This is a genomic window from Flavobacterium aquiphilum (assembly GCF_027111335.1).
Classification (GTDB): domain Bacteria; phylum Bacteroidota; class Bacteroidia; order Flavobacteriales; family Flavobacteriaceae; genus Flavobacterium; species Flavobacterium aquiphilum.
Genome location: NZ_CP114288.1, coordinates 3,142,649 through 3,162,317 on the forward strand (window position 1 = coordinate 3,142,649; position 19,669 = coordinate 3,162,317).

Annotated in this window: 12 protein-coding genes and 1 pseudogene; 1 reads left to right on the forward strand and 12 read right to left on the reverse strand. The window is 33.5% G+C overall.

What is annotated here, in order from left to right; all coding sequences use genetic code 11:
- Positions 1 to 8: 8 nt before the first annotated feature.
- The 4 genes from OZP12_RS12980 to OZP12_RS12995 all read right to left on the reverse strand — a co-directional run bounded on the left by OZP12_RS12980 (position 9) and on the right by OZP12_RS12995 (position 10,558).
- A complete protein-coding gene (locus tag OZP12_RS12980; RefSeq protein WP_281225439.1) occupies positions 9 to 3,089 on the reverse strand; it encodes a SusC/RagA family TonB-linked outer membrane protein in 3,081 nt (1,026 codons plus the stop codon).
- 36 nt (positions 3,090 to 3,125) lie between these two features.
- A complete protein-coding gene (locus OZP12_RS12985; RefSeq protein WP_281225440.1) occupies positions 3,126 to 4,448 on the reverse strand; it encodes a sugar porter family MFS transporter in 1,323 nt (440 codons plus the stop codon).
- A 655-nt stretch (positions 4,449 to 5,103) separates the two neighbouring features.
- A complete protein-coding gene (locus OZP12_RS12990) occupies positions 5,104 to 7,629 on the reverse strand; it encodes a GH32 C-terminal domain-containing protein (RefSeq protein WP_281225441.1) in 2,526 nt (841 codons plus the stop codon).
- A 184-nt stretch (positions 7,630 to 7,813) separates the two neighbouring features.
- The gene (locus OZP12_RS12995) at positions 7,814 to 10,558 is read right to left on the reverse strand and encodes a substrate-binding domain-containing protein (protein ID WP_281225442.1); all 2,745 of its coding nucleotides are present in this window, start codon (positions 10,556 to 10,558) and stop codon (positions 7,814 to 7,816) included.
- A gap of 619 nt (positions 10,559 to 11,177) precedes the next feature.
- Between OZP12_RS12995 and OZP12_RS13000 the strand changes: the two genes are divergently transcribed.
- Positions 11,178 to 12,206: a rod shape-determining protein gene (locus tag OZP12_RS13000; protein ID WP_281225443.1), complete on the forward strand. Its 1,029-nt coding sequence runs from the start codon at positions 11,178 to 11,180 to the stop codon at positions 12,204 to 12,206.
- An 88-nt stretch (positions 12,207 to 12,294) separates the two neighbouring features.
- On the opposite strand, the gene OZP12_RS13005 is transcribed toward OZP12_RS13000, so the two are convergent.
- From OZP12_RS13005 to OZP12_RS13040, 8 genes and pseudogenes are all read right to left on the reverse strand, one after another.
- Positions 12,295 to 12,747 carry an RES family NAD+ phosphorylase gene (locus OZP12_RS13005; RefSeq protein ID WP_281225444.1) on the reverse strand — a complete coding sequence of 151 codons (453 nt, stop codon included), beginning with the start codon at positions 12,745 to 12,747 and terminating at the stop codon, positions 12,295 to 12,297.
- A 5-nt stretch (positions 12,748 to 12,752) separates the two neighbouring features.
- A complete protein-coding gene (locus OZP12_RS13010; protein WP_281225445.1) occupies positions 12,753 to 13,187 on the reverse strand; it encodes an Xre family toxin-antitoxin system antitoxin in 435 nt (144 codons plus the stop codon).
- A 519-nt stretch (positions 13,188 to 13,706) separates the two neighbouring features.
- The gene (locus tag OZP12_RS13015) at positions 13,707 to 14,525 is read right to left on the reverse strand and encodes a helix-turn-helix domain-containing protein (RefSeq protein ID WP_281225446.1); all 819 of its coding nucleotides are present in this window, start codon (positions 14,523 to 14,525) and stop codon (positions 13,707 to 13,709) included.
- A gap of 76 nt (positions 14,526 to 14,601) precedes the next feature.
- A pseudogene (locus OZP12_RS13020) lies at positions 14,602 to 15,330 on the reverse strand (SDR family NAD(P)-dependent oxidoreductase).
- An 18-nt stretch (positions 15,331 to 15,348) separates the two neighbouring features.
- A complete protein-coding gene (locus tag OZP12_RS13025; protein WP_281225447.1) occupies positions 15,349 to 16,344 on the reverse strand; it encodes an SDR family NAD(P)-dependent oxidoreductase in 996 nt (331 codons plus the stop codon).
- 584 nt (positions 16,345 to 16,928) lie between these two features.
- Entirely contained in the window at positions 16,929 to 17,279 is a 351-nt protein-coding gene (locus tag OZP12_RS13030) for an MmcQ/YjbR family DNA-binding protein (RefSeq protein ID WP_281225448.1), read from the reverse strand.
- A 517-nt stretch (positions 17,280 to 17,796) separates the two neighbouring features.
- On the reverse strand, positions 17,797 to 18,429 hold the full coding sequence (locus OZP12_RS13035) for a hydrolase (protein ID WP_281225449.1): 633 nt from the start codon (positions 18,427 to 18,429) through the stop codon (positions 17,797 to 17,799).
- Positions 18,430 to 18,967: 538 nt separating this feature from the next.
- On the reverse strand, positions 18,968 to 19,663 hold the full coding sequence (locus OZP12_RS13040; protein WP_281225450.1) for an aspartate/glutamate racemase family protein: 696 nt from the start codon (positions 19,661 to 19,663) through the stop codon (positions 18,968 to 18,970).
- Positions 19,664 to 19,669 lie beyond the last annotated feature (6 nt).

Sequence of the window (19,669 nt, forward strand, 5' to 3'; positions counted from 1 at the left end):
TCTTTAAATTAAAAATTAGCATTTACTCCAAATGTTACTGATTTTGAGTGAGGTATTCCATAACCAGCAATTCCAATCCCATTGGCACTAAGTCCAGAAACTTCATAATCAAAACCGGTAAAAGAAGTAATTGTAAATAAATTTTGGCCAATCACGTTAATTCTCAAATTTGAAAGCCCCCAACCTTTAACCATTGTTCTATCAAAGGTGTAACCCAACGTAATTGTTTTCAAACGGATATAAGAGCCGTCTTCTACAAAATAACTAGAAGGTTGTAACTCATTATTTGTGTTCAACGTAGATAAAGCTGGGATGTTAGAATTTGCATTTTCTGGCGTCCATGCATCTAATGTATTTGTTCCATGGTTGAAACCAAAATAGGCGAAATCCCCCATGTTTCTTTGTGTATTATAAATATCATTACCTTGTTTTCCATCAAAATACATGGTTAAATCAAATCTTTTGTAAGCTGCATACAAATTAATTCCATACATAAATTTGGGGTGTGGATTACCAATTATGGTTCTGTCATTTTGATCTATAACTCCATCACCATTTAAATCTCGGTATCGAATTCTACCAAGAGCTTTTCCTGGTTGCTCCGCATGAACTGCAACTTCTTCAGGTGTTCTAAAAATACCATCAGCAATTAGCCCATAAAATGATGCTATCGGACTTCCTGCCTTTGTAATTGAAATACTGTTATTCAATAAAAAATTTGAATCAGAATCCAGGCTTTCAACATTATTTTTATATTGAGCAAAATTCAAATCAACACCGTAATTAAAATCAGTGTTAATCTTATCCTTATAGCTCAATACAGCTTCAAAACCTTTGTTGCTTACACTACCTGCATTAATTGTTGGAGGTCTTGACTCACCGGTTACTGCTAAAGAAATAGGATTCAGAATTAAATCATTTGTAGTTTTAATGAAGTAATCCGATTGTAGCTGTAGCTTATTGTTAAAAAAACCAAGATCTAATCCCACATTATACTGTTCAGTTTTTTCCCATTTTATATCTGGATTTGCCTGTCTCGTTTGTAGTACACCACCAGAAGTTCCAAGACCATCACCATCAATATCATAATCAGAAAATTCAATTACACCTGCCGTGGAATTATTTATATAACTTGACAAATACAAATAATCCCCAATTTGATCATTACCGTTTACACCCCAAGAAGCTCTAAATTTTGCTCTGGAAATATAATTATTGGATTTAAAAAATGCTTCTTTGTCCATATTCCAAGCAAGTGCAGCAGCAGGAAATATCGCATATTTATTATTGGGACCAAATCGTGAAGACCCATCTCTTCTTACACTACCCGAAATAATATATTTATCATCATATATATATTTTCCAGAGGCAAATTGTGAAATTTTATATGATTCAATTTTATTTTTGATGGTCTGATACTCTGCATCTGGTCTAATAATATATCCTGAAGGATCAGTAATATCAACTCCTCTAACCAAATCAGTATTAATATTGTCTTCCCTGGCAGTATTTTCTAAACCTAACAATACTGAAATTCTATGCTTATTAAATTCTTTATCGTATTTTAATGTATTCGTAAATATGGTTCCCAAATAATCATTATTGGTATCTTCAGTTGTTATATTTTGAAAAGTGGATGGAATTGAACCGTTTACCGAAAATGCCTCTGAAGCTGTTTTAAATTTGAATGTCCCATAGTCAAAATTAAGAGTAGAGCTAAAAACTAAATCCGGAATAATAGAATAATTTCCATATACGTTACCCAAAAACCTCTGACTCATTTGTTTATTTTTCCTATTTCCCCATAAATTGGCTAACGGATTTGGCTTGTCTTGAAATCCACCAGAAAGAGGAGCAGCATAATCCCCTAAATTGGTATATACTGGGATAATTGGATTTTGAAGAATGGCATTTTCAAATTCATTAGCCTTTACTTCATTAAATTTTGAGTACAGGAAATTCTCTCCAATTACTAATTTTTTATCAAAAAAGTTATATGAAGCATTTAATCGCATATTCAAACGATCAAAATAAGTATAACGTTGCACACCATTATCTTTAGAATAATTAACACTTGAATACATACTCAATCGTTCAGTGCCTTTAGAATATGCAAAATCATTATTAGTGGAAACCGAAGGTTGTGTAATCGTTTTAACCCAATCTGTATCTGATGCCGTTTGAATACCATTGGGATCCAAATAAGTTGGAATTGTAAATCCCGAACCGTTATTAATTAAAACTGGATGTGTTGGCGTTTCAATTCCAGCACCTAACTGTGCTTGGTAAGCAACATCAGCCCACTGTTGAGCTTTTAAAACATTAATTTTATCTCTCAGCATGTTTACAGTTACTTCGGATTTAAAAGTAAACTCAGAAGTACCTTTCTTTCCTTTTTTAGTGGTCACAATGATTACGCCATTAGCTGCTGAAGTTCCATAAATTGCAGTAGAAGCACCATCTTTTAAGACTTGAACAGATTCAATCTCATCAGAATTTAATGCGCTTGGGCTGGTTGTTTGTACTCCATCAATAACCCACAAAGGAGCCGATCCACTATTAACAGTCGTTAATCCACGTATTGTGATTTGTGAATCATTACCTCCTGGAGTACCGCCAGAATTAACTTGAAGACCTGCAACTCTCCCTTGTAATGCGGTCAAAATATTAGGACTTGATTCTTGTGCAATGTCAGCAACATTTACTATAGATACTGCTCCTGTCAAATCTCTCTTTTTTTCCTTGGTATATCCAACAACTACGACTTCACTTAGATTATTTACATTATCATTTAAAATAACTGTAATAAAATTAGAACTATCAATAGTAACTTTTTTATTAGTAAATCCAATAAAAGAAACCATAAGCTGATCGCCTTGTGCTGCTTTTATTAAAAATTTACCATCAAAATCTGATGTAGTTGCATTTTTACTCCCATTTACTACAATTGTAGCACCAGGGAGAGGTTTCTTGCTTGTGTCAGTTATTATTCCTCGAATTTCCCTTTGCTGTGCATTGGCAAGAAAGAAAAGAAAGAAAAAACAAAATGACGCAAAAACTTGCTTTACATTTAAAAACTTGTTTTTCATAATTGATTATTAATTTAGTTTAGTTTGGTTACTTATTTATTTGTTGAATTTTAAATTCAACTCCATATCTTCAAGTGCAACACCTTTGGTTTCAGGCATCATAAACAATACAAAAAGTAGTTGAAGACACATCATTATTGCAAAAAATGCAAACATATATCCAGCTCCAAAAACAGAGAAGAAAATTGGAACTAAAGACGGTATAATAGCAGCTAAAATCCAGTGAACGGAACTACCAAATGCCTGTCCTGTTGCCCTAAGATGGTTAGGGAAAATTTCTGAGATAAATACCCAAATTACAGCTCCTTGCCCAATGGCATGCGACGCTATAAATAAAAAAAGAAAAATAGGAACGAACATTCCTTTCCAGCTCAAAAAGAAAGCAATAGAAACCAACGACAGGGAAGCCACATATCCGATTGAGCCAATGAACATCAATTTTTTGCGCCCAATCCGATCGATAAGAAAAACTCCCAAAAGCGTAAAAATCAAATTAATTATTCCAATACCAATACTGCTTAACAGTGAAGTGCTCTGACCCAACCCTGCTTCCTGAAAAATTCGTGGGGCATAGTATAAAAAAGCATTAATCCCTGACAATTGATTAAACGCAGCCATCAAAAAGGCGAGTATCAACGGAAGCCGATATTTACTAGATAAAATAGTTTCGGTAACTTTTACTTCTTTATTAGCATTATTAATCTCTAAGACTATCTTTTCAACATCATTGTCGGGTTCAATAAGTTTTAAAATTTTAATTGCTTTTTCTTCTTTAAAATTAGAAAGCAACCATCTTGGACTTTCAGGAATATAAAGAGCCATCAGCGTATAAATTCCAGCTGGAAATACTTGAATACCTAACATCCACCTCCATGCATTTTCTCCTGTATCACTTAAAACATAATTAGAAAGAAATGCCATCAAAATTCCGAAGACAATATTAAACTGGTACAGAGAAACCAATCTTCCTCGATCTTTTGAAGGTGCAATCTCTGAAATATAAGAAGGCGCTGCAATTGTTGAAGTTCCAATTCCTAAACCTCCTATAAATCTAAAAATTGCAAATGTCCATGGATCATTTGCCAATGCCGATCCCAATGCAGAAATTGTAAAAAGAATACCAATCATCATTAATGTTTTCTTTCTCCCTAATTTGTTTGTTGGGATAGCTCCAAAAATTGCCCCAATAACCGTACCCCATAAAGCCATTGCCATTACAACTGATCCATGGAAAAAATCACTGGAGTGCCATAATTCCTGCAAGGTCTTGTCTGCGCCTGAAATTACAACCGTATCGAAACCAAATAAGAATCCAGCTAGAGATGCAATCGCAGACCATAAAATAATTTTTTTATTCATATCCGTATAGTGTTAATAAATTGTTATCCAAACCTAAATACTATTTTAAATTATCATAACTGATTATGTAACTAAGTGATTCAATTTTGAAACAACTAACAAAAACCTCTAATTACCAATACTTTACACACTTTTTTAATTTTTAATAATTTTATTTTTTTTAAAATTGATACTTCAAAATACACTCTTGTTACATATGTTTCATCCTGAAAAAATCAATCTCACAAAAAAAGAACTCAAAAAAAGAACATCTTCAATTTTTTAATCATTATATATTAATAATTGACAATTATTAAACCATAAAACATTAATCTACACGTAAAACAAGTACTACAAGAGAGCGTTTTTTATCATTTTTAAATATATCATATACCTATTTTAAATATAAAATAGCGGTTAACAAATCTTTGTTCATAGTTTATTCATATGCTATTAAAAAAACAAATTGTAGTACTCATCTAATAAAGTTAGCAAACTATTCTTTTGCTTTGTTTAAAACAATTTTATCAAAATACTGATATAAGAAAAAAGGCTTTTTCACAATTGTGAAAAAGCCTTTTTTCTTATTTTTAGAACTCCTAACTGAAATTTTAAATACTTTAGATTTAAAACATATTAAGCGAATGTTTCATATAGATTAATGACTTCCACTTAACTATTTCACAATCACTTTGGTTTGAAAAATTTCGTTATTTATAATTCCTCTAATTATATAAACTCCACGATCTGCTTTTTGACCATTATCATAAAATCCATCCCATTGAATTTTTGACTCTGGATTAGTCATGGTGATTATTTTACGCACAATATTTCCATTTATATCAATAACTCCAGCATATACAACGGTTTTTGAAGCCACATTATTAAACTGAATATTAAATTCAGAAGCTGATGGATTAGGATAAACGATTGGCTCTATAACAGTACTTTTTTGAGAAATCTTTTTAGATGAAACAGTTCCACTACCTTCAATATTATATATAGTTAAATCCTTTACAATTGCGGTACCACCTTGAGCATATAACTCAATTAAATCAGATCCTTTTGATGGAAATACTCTTGTTGCAAAAGCCAATTGATCATTAATAAAAACTTCAATTGAAGAAGCATCTACAAATATGTGCCAATTTATATCCGTTTTTGCAAGCGGATAAGATGTTGCCAAATTACTTAAGGGAACACCCGATAATTTCGAAGAATTACTACGATTGACTACAAAATTTTGAGCTACATAATCATAATAAATAAGTGTTTCTTCACCATTGGCAGTTCCTTTGTTCAAAATAAACCCAACTTTACTGGCATCGCCGGGATTGATAGTTCCTTGAATTTCATATTGTGTTCCCCTTGCACCATTTAATACATTGCTAACACCCGAACTAAAACTAACATTTGAAAAATTTTGAGACCCTTTTCGTAAGCTTACTAAACTTGGATGCGGTTTTTGATAAATTTTATTATTAACCAATGTCCAAACTCTTGGAAGACTTAGCATATGTGCCCACCCCTGTTCCTTTTCCTTCTGAGAAGTTACTCCGTCAGGAATAATCCCAATAGCAACTAAATTACCATCTTTATCTTCCTGAATAGTCGGCGACAACAATTGATTAATAACATCTAACCTTTCTGGTATTGCATTGTCTTTTATAAATTTCCCGTTACTAAAAGAACCTGTCCAATACAAGGAATTTGCATTTGGCAGTTTATTGATTAACACTATTGATTTGCTCCCAAAATTATGATATACCGGCATTTCCCAAAAATCACCAGTACCATCTAAAACTGGATTTCCTTCAAGCATTATACCATCGTAAGTCCACTGATTAAACTGATCATTAGATGACCTATACAAAAACAATCCTCCTCTAGCCACTCCACTTCGCAAACCAGTGCCAATCATCATGTACCAAGTCCCGTTTTCATTAAAAACGAAAGGGTCTCTAAAATCCGCATTAGGTACTGATGGTGGTGCACTTGCAACAATAGGATCTGGATTTTTCTTCCACTCTATATAAGGACTTTCCGCTTGTGCCAAACCTATACCAGCTTTGGATTTATTCACACCAGTATAAAATAAGTACGGTTTTCCATTTGTAACAACAGCATGCCCTGACCAAATACCAACCTCATCAAAACCAGGTTGAGGCCACAAAGCTTGTTTAATTTCCGTCCAATTCACAAGATCATCACTAACATAGTGTCCCCAATTGATCTGTTCCAAATAAGGCCCATTTATATTTCTTTGACTAAAAATATGGTATTTACCATCTAAATAAATCAATCCATGAGACTCGTTAGTCCATCCAGCACTAGGCATCAAATGATATTTTGGTTTATGGAAATCATTAGCAAATCTACTCTCAGGAATGGACAAATCAGGAATGATTACTTTTTGACTTTTAAAATTCAAAAGAATCTCATCTGCAGTTAACGCCTTATTCCAAACAGAAACTAAATCAATCGCCCCGGTCAATCCATTTGTATCAAAGCCAGCAACTGTTTTTGATTTCGATTCTTTACCTATCAAAATAGGCATACTTTTATCCCATCCCAAATTCCCAACCGGAAAAGAAATAGTTTCTACTTCTACTCCATTTAAAAACAATTTAGCTACCCCTTTCTCAGCATCAATATTTAAAACGATGAAACTCCATTCTCTTAATTTCACCTCCTCATCTGAAATGATTTCTTTAACATTATTACCTACTTTAAACTGTGCAATAATTTTACCATGCTGATTTATCCCAAAGGAGATTCCGGAACTATTAGTCGTGTTTTGATTTGAAAAAATAGCTGCAACCGTATTTTCAGTGATAGCATCTTCATTTTTACGCTGTACTGGAAAAACAGCTGGCGCGATCCACCCTGAAATCGACACGCTTTTCGATGGATAGTTTACCGTCGCATTTCCGGAAGCCCATCCATAATATCCATTTACTCGCAAGGCATTCCCTTCAAGTCCCCGAATTCGTTCTGCTGAATCAATCGGTCCATTAATAGTAAAACTTGATTTTGACACAATTTCAACGGTATTTTGTCCAGATGATTCATCAAATCCAAAATCAATTATCTTGGCAGCAACATTTGGTTGTGGAGTAGTATCTGGTAAATCTGGGGTCGGATCTTTTTGGCTTTTACATCCAATTAAGAGTAATCCAACTAACAAGTATTTCTTTTTCATATCAATATAATTTTGATAAAAATAGAAAAGGAAAAGCACTAATACATCTCAATATGTTACCTAGACAACAAAATCAATGAAAAAATCAATACACTAATTATCAATTACTTACAACCAAAAAAACCAATGTTTATTTTAAAAAAATCCGATAAATTCAAAAATGATACATCCAAAAAATTAAAGCTTATGCTCTAAACTCCTTGGGTGATAAATTGTATTTATTTTTGAATGAAGTTGAAAAGTAATTTGGTGTTGAAAAACCGCAAGAATATGCTATTTCAGAAATAGTCAATTTAGTAGTCGTCAATAATTCTTTTGCTTTTTCCAAGCGGACATTGTTAATATAGTCACTTATATTAATATTCAATAATGCCTTAATTTTTCTATATAACTGGACTCTTGATATATTTAAAGACTCTGCCAGTTCTTCAACAGAAAATGATGAATTATCCAAATTTTCAATGATAAGATCATCAATCTTCTTAATGAAATCTCGGTCTTGATGACCCAATCCTAATTCCTCAATCTTATGAAGATTATTTGTATAATAATATCTAATTTTTTCTCGATTAAATAACAACCCTTTTATAGATTCTTTTAGCACTCTTAAATTGAAAGGTTTCGTTAGAAACAAATCTGTACCAACTTCCAGTGCTTTTAAATAAGAGATATCATCATCTTGGGCTGTCAAGATGATAGTTGGAATATGAGATGTTCTAGTGTCTTTCTTCAAAATTCGACATATTTCAAAACCACTAATTTCAGGCAAATTTAAATCACATATTATAATATCAGGGATGATTTCAATTGCAGTTTCAATAGCTCTAGTTCCATTACATTTAATCACATTATAATTCGACCCCAATTTTAAACTAATAAAATCAAGTAAATCAACGTTGTCCTCAATAATCAGAATCGAGTATTTCTCCTCACCAGACTTTAATTCTTCATTAGCTTCAAGATCAATATCCAAATAGTCATACTCATTCGTTATATAAGAAACTTCTTTGTTCAATATTGAATTCCCAACTAAATGTTCATTCCCTAATTTAAGAGTAATAATAAACTCTGTTCCATTTTTGGAAATCACTTCAATTTTTCCGTTATGAAGATCAATAAAATTTTTAGACAGATTCAATCCTATCCCGGAACTATTCTTATAATTATTTGAGCCTTGATAAAATGAACTAAATACTTCGTCTATTTCATTATCAGGAATCCCCATTCCTGAATCTTTAATACTTATTTTAAACGAATTATTGTCTGAATTTTTAAAAATTGCAACATCAATTTTACCGTTGTCCGGAGTAAATTTAAAAGCATTAGACAGTAAATTGAAATACACTTTATCCATTAGATTTCTGTCTATATAAGCTTCAATTTTTTCATCACTTGACTTAAAACTGTAATCTATATTTCTTCTATTGGCCTCTCTTGCGAATTCTTTAAAAATTTGTTTTGAAAAACTTACCACATCGGTCAATGAAGGGTTAAAATTGAATTTCTTCTCTTCAATTTTTCTATAATCTAGTAATTGATTTATTAATCTCAAAAGCCTTCGTGAGTTATTATGAATCAGATAAAAATCCTTCTTATTTGACTCGGCAATTAATGCTTTATCTGAAGTAACAGAATCTATTGCATTCATTATCAAAGTCAAAGGAGTTTTAAATTCATGTGATAAACCTGTGAAAAAATTTAATTTTTCGTCATTCCTGATTTTTAATTCATTTGCATAGCTTTCAATTTCATTTCTTTGACTACTAATTTTTTCATTAGTCTCTTCCAACAGTTTCTTTTTCCTTAAAATTGTAACTGCCGAATAAACACTAAAAAAAGCTAAACATAATATTAGTAACAAAAACAAGGTTAACAGTCTTGTCAAATTATATTGGGTTGTAAAAGCTATTTCCTGTCTTTTGATAGTATTTTGCTGTAATTCGATATCTGTTTGTTGCTGTGTAATTTTATCAAACTGATTGATCATGATATCAGCATTAACTGAGTCTATTACCAAAGTAGTTAATTTATTATATTTAGCAACTTTATCTCCCTTTAATATTTGAAGAGCAATTTTTATGGCTTCACTTCCACCTGTTGGATACAAAATAGAAGCTGTTAACACTCCATTTTTTACTAAATTTATACCTCCATTAGGCCCGTTCAAACCGTCAACCCCTATAAATTTTATTTTATTTTCCAATCCTTTTTTGCGGGCCACTTTCCATGCCTGATACGCAATATTGTCATTAAATGCAAATACATAATTTATATCTGGATTTTTGTCTAGCAATTCTTCAAATTTTGCCTTCGGCAATCCTTTTTTAGTACCATCTAAACGACCAACCAAGGAAACACGAGGGAATTCCTTTATTATATCATTAAATCCTTGCGTACGCTCTCGTCCCACTGAAGTATCCAAATCAGCAAATACTTCAACGACCTTTACTTTCTCTTTGGAATTTGAAACTAAATATTTCGCAGCCAAACGGCCTACTTCTAAATTATCAGCACCTAAATAAGTAGTAAATTGATCGGTATTAATCTTTCTATCGACCAAAATTATCGAGATATTTTTTTTATACGCTTTTTCAATAATTGGCGTCAATGCATCACTTTCTAACGGAGAAACAATAATAGCGTCCATCCCGTCATCTATCATTTTCTGAATTTGTTGGATTTGCGTCTCTGAATCTCTATTTGCATTATAAATAGTTAAATCAACATTTGGATAAATAGAAGCTTCCAATTTCATTGAATAATCCATCGCTACCCTCCATTGGTCACCACTTATACATTGTGAAAAACCAATTTTGATCCTATGATTACTCTCATCGTCTTTAATACACGAAAAACATGTAAAAATTAAGAGAAAAACTAAAATATGTTTCGTCCATTTCAACATTGCAACAGTATTTTTAATATGCATTTAATTTCTTTATTACAAATTAAACATAACGGAAGTAATTTTAAACAATTTAAAAAAATACAATTATAAAATTTACAATCATATATTTAAAACATGTAATCATTACATTATTGATAGTTTAAGAATTCGAAATTACTTTTTTTTGAAGAAAAAAAAAGATAAAATTGATACAATAAAGTATAGTTTAGTAACATTATAGATCTGAATAATTAAATACATCTAGGATCCATAGTAATTTAATTAGTTCAGCCAAAAATAAAGAGGATAAAGAAAGAAGCAACTATATTTCCAACTTATAAAGAATCTGTAATTATTTGTTATCAAAAAAGTGCTCATGTACCACTTTATTTTGGTGTGCTTAGCTTGTAGATTTTGCTAAAGTTATGTATGATGATGTCATACATAACTATCCAGATTTAGTTAGATATGTATGATTGGGGGCATACTTTATTTAATATCAAAAATAAACATTAATTCATACAAATCATTGTGTTAACTATCGCAATCGATTAGAGCATGCTTAACAAAAGTTCGAGGTTAGAAGACGAAAGATCCTTTAGATTTTCATTTTTACAGAGAATAAAACCATAATAATAGCGTTCTTAAACAAAACTATATTATGAACTTATTTGATTTTATGATAATGGAAATAGCTATGGATTTAGGGACTGCTAATACTTTGATAATATATAACGGAAAAATCGTAGTGGACAACCCTTCCATTGTGGCCAGAGATATTAGGAATGGTAAAACTATCGCCGTAGGTAAAGAGGCCAGCTTGATGCAGGGAAAAACACATGAGAACATCAAAACAATCCGACCGCTTAAAGACGGGGTTATTGCTGATTTTGATGCTTCGGAAAAAATGATCGGTTGGTTTATAAAAAATATACCTCAATTAAAGAAAACTTTTTTTACTCCCACACTGCGAATGGTGGTATGTATTCCCAGTGGTATTACCGCAGTTGAAAAGAGAGCCGTAAAGGAGTCCTGCCAACGGGTAAATGGAAAAGAAATATATTTAATTCATGAACCTATGGCTGCCGCTATTGGAATTGGTTTAGATGTGATGCTGCCCAAGGGAAATCTGATAGTCGATATTGGTGGAGGGACTACAGAAATTGCCGTTATTGCCCTTGGGGGAATAGTTTGTGATAAATCTATAAAAATTGCGGGTGATGTTTTTACCAACGATATATTGTTTCATATGAGGACTCATCATAATCTGTATATTGGAGAAGCTTCCGCTGAATCGATAAAAATTGAAGTTGGTGCTGCAATGGAAGGGCTCGAGGAGGCTCCTGATGATTTAACGGTTCGTGGAAGAGATATGCTTACAGGGAAGCCTAAAGAAGTTTTGGTTACCTCCAGGGAAATAGCAAGAGCTTTGGATAAATCAATTCAGAGAATTGAAGATGTTATTATGGTAACGCTTTCACAAACACCACCAGAACTGGCCGCAGACATTTATCATACGGGTATGTATCTTGCAGGAGGTGGAGCAATGCTTCGAGGCCTTGACAAAAGAATTTCGCTGAAGACGGATCTGCCGGTCTATGTTGCAGAAGATCCTTTAAGGGCCGTGGTTAAAGGTACCGGTATTGTTTTAAAAGACATGGCTAGATATAAAAGTGTATTGATGAAATAAGTTCGTTATTTCATCAATACAATTGAGCTTTTGCAATAGTTTTAAAATAGTAGAAGTTATACAACAACTACCACCGCTATTTGTAGTTTTATAATAATCTTTCGTCCCATATAAAATCTTCAATGGTGGTTATTTTTACATGAGTTTCAAAAAGAGGGTGTTTCGTGTTTATTACGACATTGTATTCCTGTGGGATAATTACAGAAGGTATTTTTAAAACTAAACTTTCTTGAGATTTATACCAGTTAGATCCTATATCTTGAAGTGTAGGATATGCCTCAATAGATCTCCAGTTTTTAGGAAGCATATTGGGATCAATTTCTTTTAAAAATGATGCTGCTTCTTGTATTTCAATTGTCAATAATTTATAGGGGGTTGATGGTAAAATGTATGATCTATGCACAACCATTTCAAGTGTTGACAGTGCTCTGTTGCTGCCCGTGTATATTACAAATTCATCTTTTTTATTCCATCTATTTGCTGATCCCGATGCGACTAATGTAGAAGAATATTTTTCCTTTCTTATGTTATATACTTCCATTGCTACTATACATTATCACCATATTCAATAGCAGTAAGTCTGTCATCAATAAATTTTAACCCAGAAACTGTGTCAAGAAAATCCATCGGGGCTTTCTTATCGAGTAAAAAATTTTCTGTGATTAACCATTTATCAAAATTCTCAATGCTATCGAAAACTTCAATACCGTGTTTGTAGAGTGAAATCAACAAAACAATATGTTCCTTTGTATTGTCCTTTAAAACAACATCAGATTTTTTATAATTTCTAAAAGTTCTTGTGTTTATGTTGAGCCAATTTGATATTATATCATCTTTCAAATTGGTTAACTCTTTTAAAAGATTTAAATATTGAAAATTTACGTTATGGTTCTTAACATAAAAGAAAATCTTAGTTAAATCCCCTATCTCAGGAATGTCTTTAATACTTTCCTTAACTTTTTTGTCAAGTACTGCGTTCATAATTTAGTCTTTTTTGTAAAGTTAGGAAAATATTCCGTCTGTAAACGGAATATTTTACAAAAACAAACATACAACGGCAATCTGTGTGTAAAAAAACGTCGTTTCTGTTTCATAAAATATAGCATCCAGTCTCCCCCACTCTATCTTGATTTCATACTCTATCCATGCCTTTGGGTAGGCTTTGAGTAGCTTGGACAATACAGCCAAATTAACTTTGAGAGCTAGGACAGGGCTTAACAAAAACGAGGTCAGGAGACCTGGAAGAGCTAGAGAGCACAGTAAATTAGCCGCGTTGCAAACGCTCTAGTTAGAAAACAAAAGAATGTAGATACTCGTTGCAAACGACCAGAGGGAAAATTATTGACAAGTCTCTGACAAATTCCCATATAAAAGAGGCACATTGGCCTCTTGAAAAATTACAAATCTCTTTTACGACAACTCCATAGTTGCAGAATCACAGCGGTTCCGTTCAACACGAGTTTCATTGTTCGTGCTGCACACGCAACGAAACTCTAGCTGTTAGCGGCTGGCTTGTTGTCCAGTCAAGTCGGTTGGTGCATAGCCAAAGTGTTTTTTGAAAGCGTATGAAAAGTGCGATAAATTCTCAAAGCCGACCTCGTAGCAAACGTCAATTGGTTTCTTTTTCTTTTCGACAAATTGATAATGTGCTAATTCCAATCGCTTTTGAGTAAGCCAACGTTGTGGTGTCGTGTTGAATATTTTACTAAAATCCCGTTTGAAAGTTGTTAGGCTACGACCTGTCAGATAGCCGAATTTTTCTAACGGCAAATTGAACATAAAGTTCTTTTCCATATAATCCGCCAATTCAATTTTCCCAGGCTCTTCAAAGTTTGCTAAAACATTATCAATTCCCTTGTCAATAGCCCTTAGAATACAAATGGCTTCTGTAATTTTCAAGGTGGCGATATTTTCAGGAAGTTCTTTCATTTCAAAATACGGAACTAATGAAGCAAGGCAACTTTCCAGCAAAGGATGATTATTGAAAGAATAAATTTTCTGCGATTCCACCGCTTTGGGTTTTACATTTAGGTTGGAGTAAAAATCTCTTAGCCTATCGGTGGATAAGTGCATTACCACGGTTTTGTGCGGTTGTCCATTAGTAGGATAATTTATAATTGTTGCCAGTTGATTTCTGGGAATTAAAAATATATCACCTTTCTTAAAAAAGTAAGTGGCATCTGCCTGTACAATTTTGGTTTCACCCGAAATAAACCAGATGAGCATATGGTGGTCGAACATAATATCCGACTTGAAAAACTTGTCCTCGTAAGAGGACAGTTTTATATCATCAGTTATATATTTTGCTTTATATTCCATGGCGCATTTTTTGAATTTCTTTTCTTCAGATAGGAATTTATGAATACAAAAATAGAAATAATCATAGGATTTGCTGTTATACTGACTGACCGCCATCAATCAGGAAATTTGAGCCTGTAATAAACGAAGCACTCTCGCCTGCTAAATAAGTTATCAAATCTGCTACTTCATCTGCTTTGCCCAATCTTGACAAAGGAATGCTATTTATTATTTGAGCTTCAACATAATTATCCAACCCAAGTTTATTCATAATTTCTGTAGCAACTGGCCCCGGACTTACTGCATTTACACGAATTTTGCGGGAAGATAATTCCAACGCTGCGATTTTCATTACTGCATTGATGGCTGCTTTGCTGGCTGCATATACCGATGCACTTTATGGGGAAATGGTGGCAGACGTTGACGATAAAAATACTACTGATGCGTTATCATTAAGGATAGGAACAAATTTACTCAAAGTAAAATACGCCCCTTTAAAATTTACATTCATTACTTCGTCAAACATATTTTCAGTCATTAACTCAATGGGTGCAAACTTTGTGATACCTGCATTGATTAGTAAAATATCTACTTTTCCAAAGTCCTCTTTCACTTTTGCAACCAATATATCAATGTCGGATAAGTTGGATTGGTCTGCCAACAAACCACTTGCATTAAGTTCTGATGCGGCCTTTTCAATCGCTTCTTTTCTTCTGCCTGTGATGATGACTTTTGCTCCATTTTCATTCAGTGCTTTTGCTGTGGCATAACCGATGCCGCTGTTGCCGCCCGTAATGACGGCAACTTTATTTTTTAGATTTTTCACTTTAGCATTTTTAAGAGTTTAATTAATGTTGAATGTGAAGCCTGTCATTGCTTCGCTTAATATCCATAAACGTTTGGCACTTTCTTCATCTAATGAGTAACGTTTTACACCATTTGACATTGAAATGTCAGAAGCCAATTCGGCAACGTCTGCATCTTCACAATACACTCCTCCAACATTGTTCAATAAAGGACTGGTGGCACACCAAACTGTTGTGGCTGCACCTTGTGGAATTGTTTTTAATGATGCGGCTATTTCTGGTAACAGATTACCGTCTGCATCAAGGAAACCCATTTGTTGAAACAGTTCTAATGATGCCTCTCTTCCTAATTCTGTTCCAGCAATAGAACCAGGGTGTAATGAATAAGCCCTTACATTAAATGCTTTGGCTAAATTGTCCAATTCAAGTGCAAATAAATTGGTGGCAGTTTTTGATTGCCCATAAGCCTGCAGCGTTTCGTATTCTCTGTTAAGAAAATTAGGGTCGTCAAAATCGAAGCCTGCAAATTGATGTCCGTGAGAAGATACATTAATTACCCTTGCACCATTGGCTTTTTTGAGGGCTGGCCAAAGTCTGGCTGTCAATTGAAACTGTGCTAAATAATTGGTAGCTAATTGCGATTCGATACCACGGCTGTCTTTACGCAGCGGTACCCACATAATACCTGCATTGTTAATGAGCAAATGAAGTGGTCTGTCGGAAGCCAAAAACTTTTCGGTAAATGCATCAATTGAATCTGGATTCATCAAATCCATTGTTTCCAATTCAACATTTGCAATACCAGTCAAATTTCTTTTTGCTTTTTCTGTATCTCGTGCAGGTACAATTACTGTTGCCCCTGCGGCTGCCAGCGTTTTGGTAGTTTCCAAACCAATACCTGTGTTACCACCCGTTACGATGGCGATTTTTCCAGTAAGGTCAATGCCTTTAATTACATCACTTGTTGTGGATTTTGCATTGAAGCCAGAACCTGTCGGTTTTTGTAACGCTCCTTGATAATTGTTTTGTTCCATCTTTTTAAATTTTAAATGTTTTTGATGGAACAAAAGTAGAGCGGATGTTTTGTCAAGGCTTTGTTTAAACGTCCGAATATGCTTTGTTTAAAAGGTCGATATTTTGAGATGTGTCTGTAAGATCACCTCTAACTTGTTGATATGCAAAACAATATCACACAAATCCATCCAGTTTTAGCTAGATATATGATTTGGGACATACTTTATTTGAAACCAAATATAAGCATTAATTCTTACAAATAATCATAATAACTATCGCAATCGATGAGAGCATGTTTAACAAAAGTTCAAGGTCAAGTGACTTCAAAGAGATGGTGGAACTCTTTGCAAACGACCGGAGGGGGCAGTGTTATTTTCATTACTTAGTATCACCCTGTCTCCCCCACTCTATCTTGATTTCATACACTATCCACGCCTTTGAGTAGGCTTTGAGTAGCTTGGACTCGCCAGAAAGTGGGCTTTGGGTGGACTTCGAATCGTCCTTGAAACAACTAGGTTATTCCATAATTACAATGTCATAGTTCAGTTTAGTTTCCGACTGTCAGAATTTTTTTTTAAAAGTGTCTAAAAATTCAACTTGTAAATTATTTTCCTTTTTTAAGATTTTTCTTTACTAACTCATAAGAATCTCCTACCAATTTAAGTATTTTTTCATCAGAAAGATCCTTGCCAAATGCTACACTTATCCAATGTTTTCTGCTTAGGTTGAATGGATCTCCAACAGCGAGGTAGCGGTTTTTTAAATCTTCTAATTCATCAATGTGGTATTTTATAGTGCAACTTTCAAAATTGTCTATATCTAACAAACAAAACATTTTACTGTGAACATAAAAAACCAGTATGGAACGGGAATTGCGAAAAAAACCTTGAAAAGGCATCCTTTCATCTGTATCGGGAAGTGATAGGCAAAATAATCTAAATTTTTCAATGTCCATATCTAATCATTTTCAAGGAATAAATGCATTGACTTTTTAATTAATTAAAGTAGTTAGTTTAAATCATTGGGGACAATGATAGAAAGCATTTTGTCGGGTAGTTTTGTTTTAAAGTCCGAATTACTTTGTTTATAGAACTAGTCGGATAGCATTACCGCTAACGCATCTATATGTCCGACAAAATCAGACTTATCTGCCTCAAATTGGGTGTATAAGTCTGACAAACGTTAGGGCTTATTTTTGCTTATATAAACAATTCTTTTTCAAATCATCATAATTACCATCGCAATCGATCAGGAGATTATGCCATTTGTACACATAAAATAGTCCAATCTACTCGTTCTTTAGACTATTTTATATGCACAAATGGCATTACTTAACAAAAGTTCGAGGTTAAGAGACTACAAATAGCGGTAGAGCACGGTAAATTAGCCGCGTTGAAAACGCTATAGTTAGTATTAAAAAGAAAATAGGTACTTGTTGCAAACGAGCCAGAAGGGCCTATAAAATTTATCTATTACCATCGCAAAGTTTCAACAAAAAATGAACCATTTTCCTTTAATGCGTCAAAGAATATTGGTTTTGTATCTAAACGATTCCAATCTCTTTGAAGTTCACAGGCTAGCTGGGTAACAGATGATAATTGTACACCCGCTTGTTCCATTCTACGAAGGGCAGTGTCGTGAGCAATGGTAGAAGTACCTCCTACTGCATCGACAATAGTATAAACTTCATATCCTTCCTTTAGCAAGTCTAAAGCAGGAAAACACAGACAAACTTCTGTCCATAATGCACAAATGATCAATTTCTTTCTGCCCAATGCTTTTACGGCATCCTGAAACCCTTTGTCTTCCCACGAATTTACTGTAGTTCTATCTATTTCCTTAAGATCTGTTAATACGTCTTTTATGTGCTTGATAGTCGGTTTGTTAATACCAGATTCTACATTTACAGTAGAAAGAACTGTTGGTATATTAAATCCCTTCGCCAATTTTGAAACGGTTACAATGTTTCTTACCAATTCTACGTGATCCATTGAACGAACAGAGTTCACTTGTAAAGGCTGGTAGTCGATCAAGATAAGTGCTGAATTTTCAGGTGAAATTAAATGATCAGTTTTCGGATCTCTAATAGGTGTAATGCTACTCATTATCTATGATTTTTATGTGTTGAAATATTATTCTTTGTTTGTTTCTAATGCTTAGTGAGAACTTTTCTTCCGAATTTACTTTGTTTTTTATTAAAATAATGCTTTCTTTTTGGTTGTGTAATTTTCTATATCATTACCACCAACCTTGTTTATATTTGTGAATCTGTCACACATATCCACCCAAAATAGGTTGTATATGTGAAGTGGGGTTAAATAAATGCTTATTCAAATATAAATATAAACATTAATTCTTTCAAATCATCATAATAACCATCCCAATCGATTAGGAGAACGCTTAACAAAAACCCGAGGTCTAGAGCCTTCAAAGAGATGTAGGAACTTGTTGCAGACGACCAGAGGGGAAACATCGTAAATTAGCCGCGTTGCAAACGCTCTAGTTAGTGGACAAAAGAATGTAGATACTCGTTGCAAAAGAGCACCAGAGGGATTTCATTACTTCGTCAGTTCGTCCCGATAATCATCGGGACTCGGGTGTTTTTGCTTCGCATGCAACGAATCCCAGCTGTTGGAAGTAGTTTTATTTTTTGTCTAATTGAAATTCAATCGCTGCTTTCGAGTGTAATAACGCTGTGTCAAAGGTCGGCACTTTTACATCAGATTGTTGAATAACTAACGGAATTTCAGTACAACCAAGTATAATTCCTTCTGCTCCATTTTCTATGAGTTTGTCAATTATTTTTAAATATCTTTTTTGGGTTTCATTAGTTACAATTCCTTTTCCTAATTCTTCAAAAATTGTCGTATGAACGAACTCTCTGTCTTCATCATTTGGAATAATAGCCTCAATTCCCTTGTCCGATAATTTAGATTTAAAAAAGTCTAGTTCCATTGTAAATTTTGTCCCAAGTAGCCCTATTTTTTTTAGTCCGTTCTTTTCAATTTCTACTGCAGTAGCGGTTGCAATATGAATAATTGGCAAGCCAATTTCTTTTTCAAGTCTGTCTGCAATAAAATGCATTGTATTAGCACATAAAACAATTCCTGTCGCCCCGCAAGATTTTAAATCATTACAAGCCTTTGCAACCATTTTGAAAGTCGTTTCCCAATCGTTTGTATCATTATTCTTTTTTATGTCGGCATAGTTAAAAGAATAAATTAGACATTGAGAATAGTTAAGCCCACCTAATTTATCGTTAATTCCTTGGTTAATCAGTTTATAATAATCAACTGTCGAAACCCAACTAATTCCACCAATAAGTCCAATTGTCCTCATATTTTC

Coding starts and splice junctions, on each gene's coding strand:
- OZP12_RS12980 (WP_281225439.1), bottom strand. CDS start 3,089: ATGAAAAACAAGTTTTTAAATGTAAAGCAAGTTTTTGCGTCATTTTGT.
- OZP12_RS12985 (WP_281225440.1), bottom strand. CDS start 4,448: ATGAATAAAAAAATTATTTTATGGTCTGCGATTGCATCTCTAGCTGGA.
- OZP12_RS12990 (WP_281225441.1), bottom strand. CDS start 7,629: ATGAAAAAGAAATACTTGTTAGTTGGATTACTCTTAATTGGATGTAAA.
- OZP12_RS12995 (WP_281225442.1), bottom strand. CDS start 10,558: ATGCATATTAAAAATACTGTTGCAATGTTGAAATGGACGAAACATATT.
- OZP12_RS13000 (WP_281225443.1), top strand. CDS start 11,178: ATGAACTTATTTGATTTTATGATAATGGAAATAGCTATGGATTTAGGG.
- OZP12_RS13005 (WP_281225444.1), bottom strand. CDS start 12,747: ATGGAAGTATATAACATAAGAAAGGAAAAATATTCTTCTACATTAGTC.
- OZP12_RS13010 (WP_281225445.1), bottom strand. CDS start 13,187: ATGAACGCAGTACTTGACAAAAAAGTTAAGGAAAGTATTAAAGACATT.
- OZP12_RS13015 (WP_281225446.1), bottom strand. CDS start 14,525: ATGGAATATAAAGCAAAATATATAACTGATGATATAAAACTGTCCTCT.
- OZP12_RS13025 (WP_281225447.1), bottom strand. CDS start 16,344: ATGGAACAAAACAATTATCAAGGAGCGTTACAAAAACCGACAGGTTCT.
- OZP12_RS13030 (WP_281225448.1), bottom strand. CDS start 17,279: ATGGACATTGAAAAATTTAGATTATTTTGCCTATCACTTCCCGATACA.
- OZP12_RS13035 (WP_281225449.1), bottom strand. CDS start 18,429: ATGAGTAGCATTACACCTATTAGAGATCCGAAAACTGATCATTTAATT.
- OZP12_RS13040 (WP_281225450.1), bottom strand. CDS start 19,663: ATGAGGACAATTGGACTTATTGGTGGAATTAGTTGGGTTTCGACAGTT.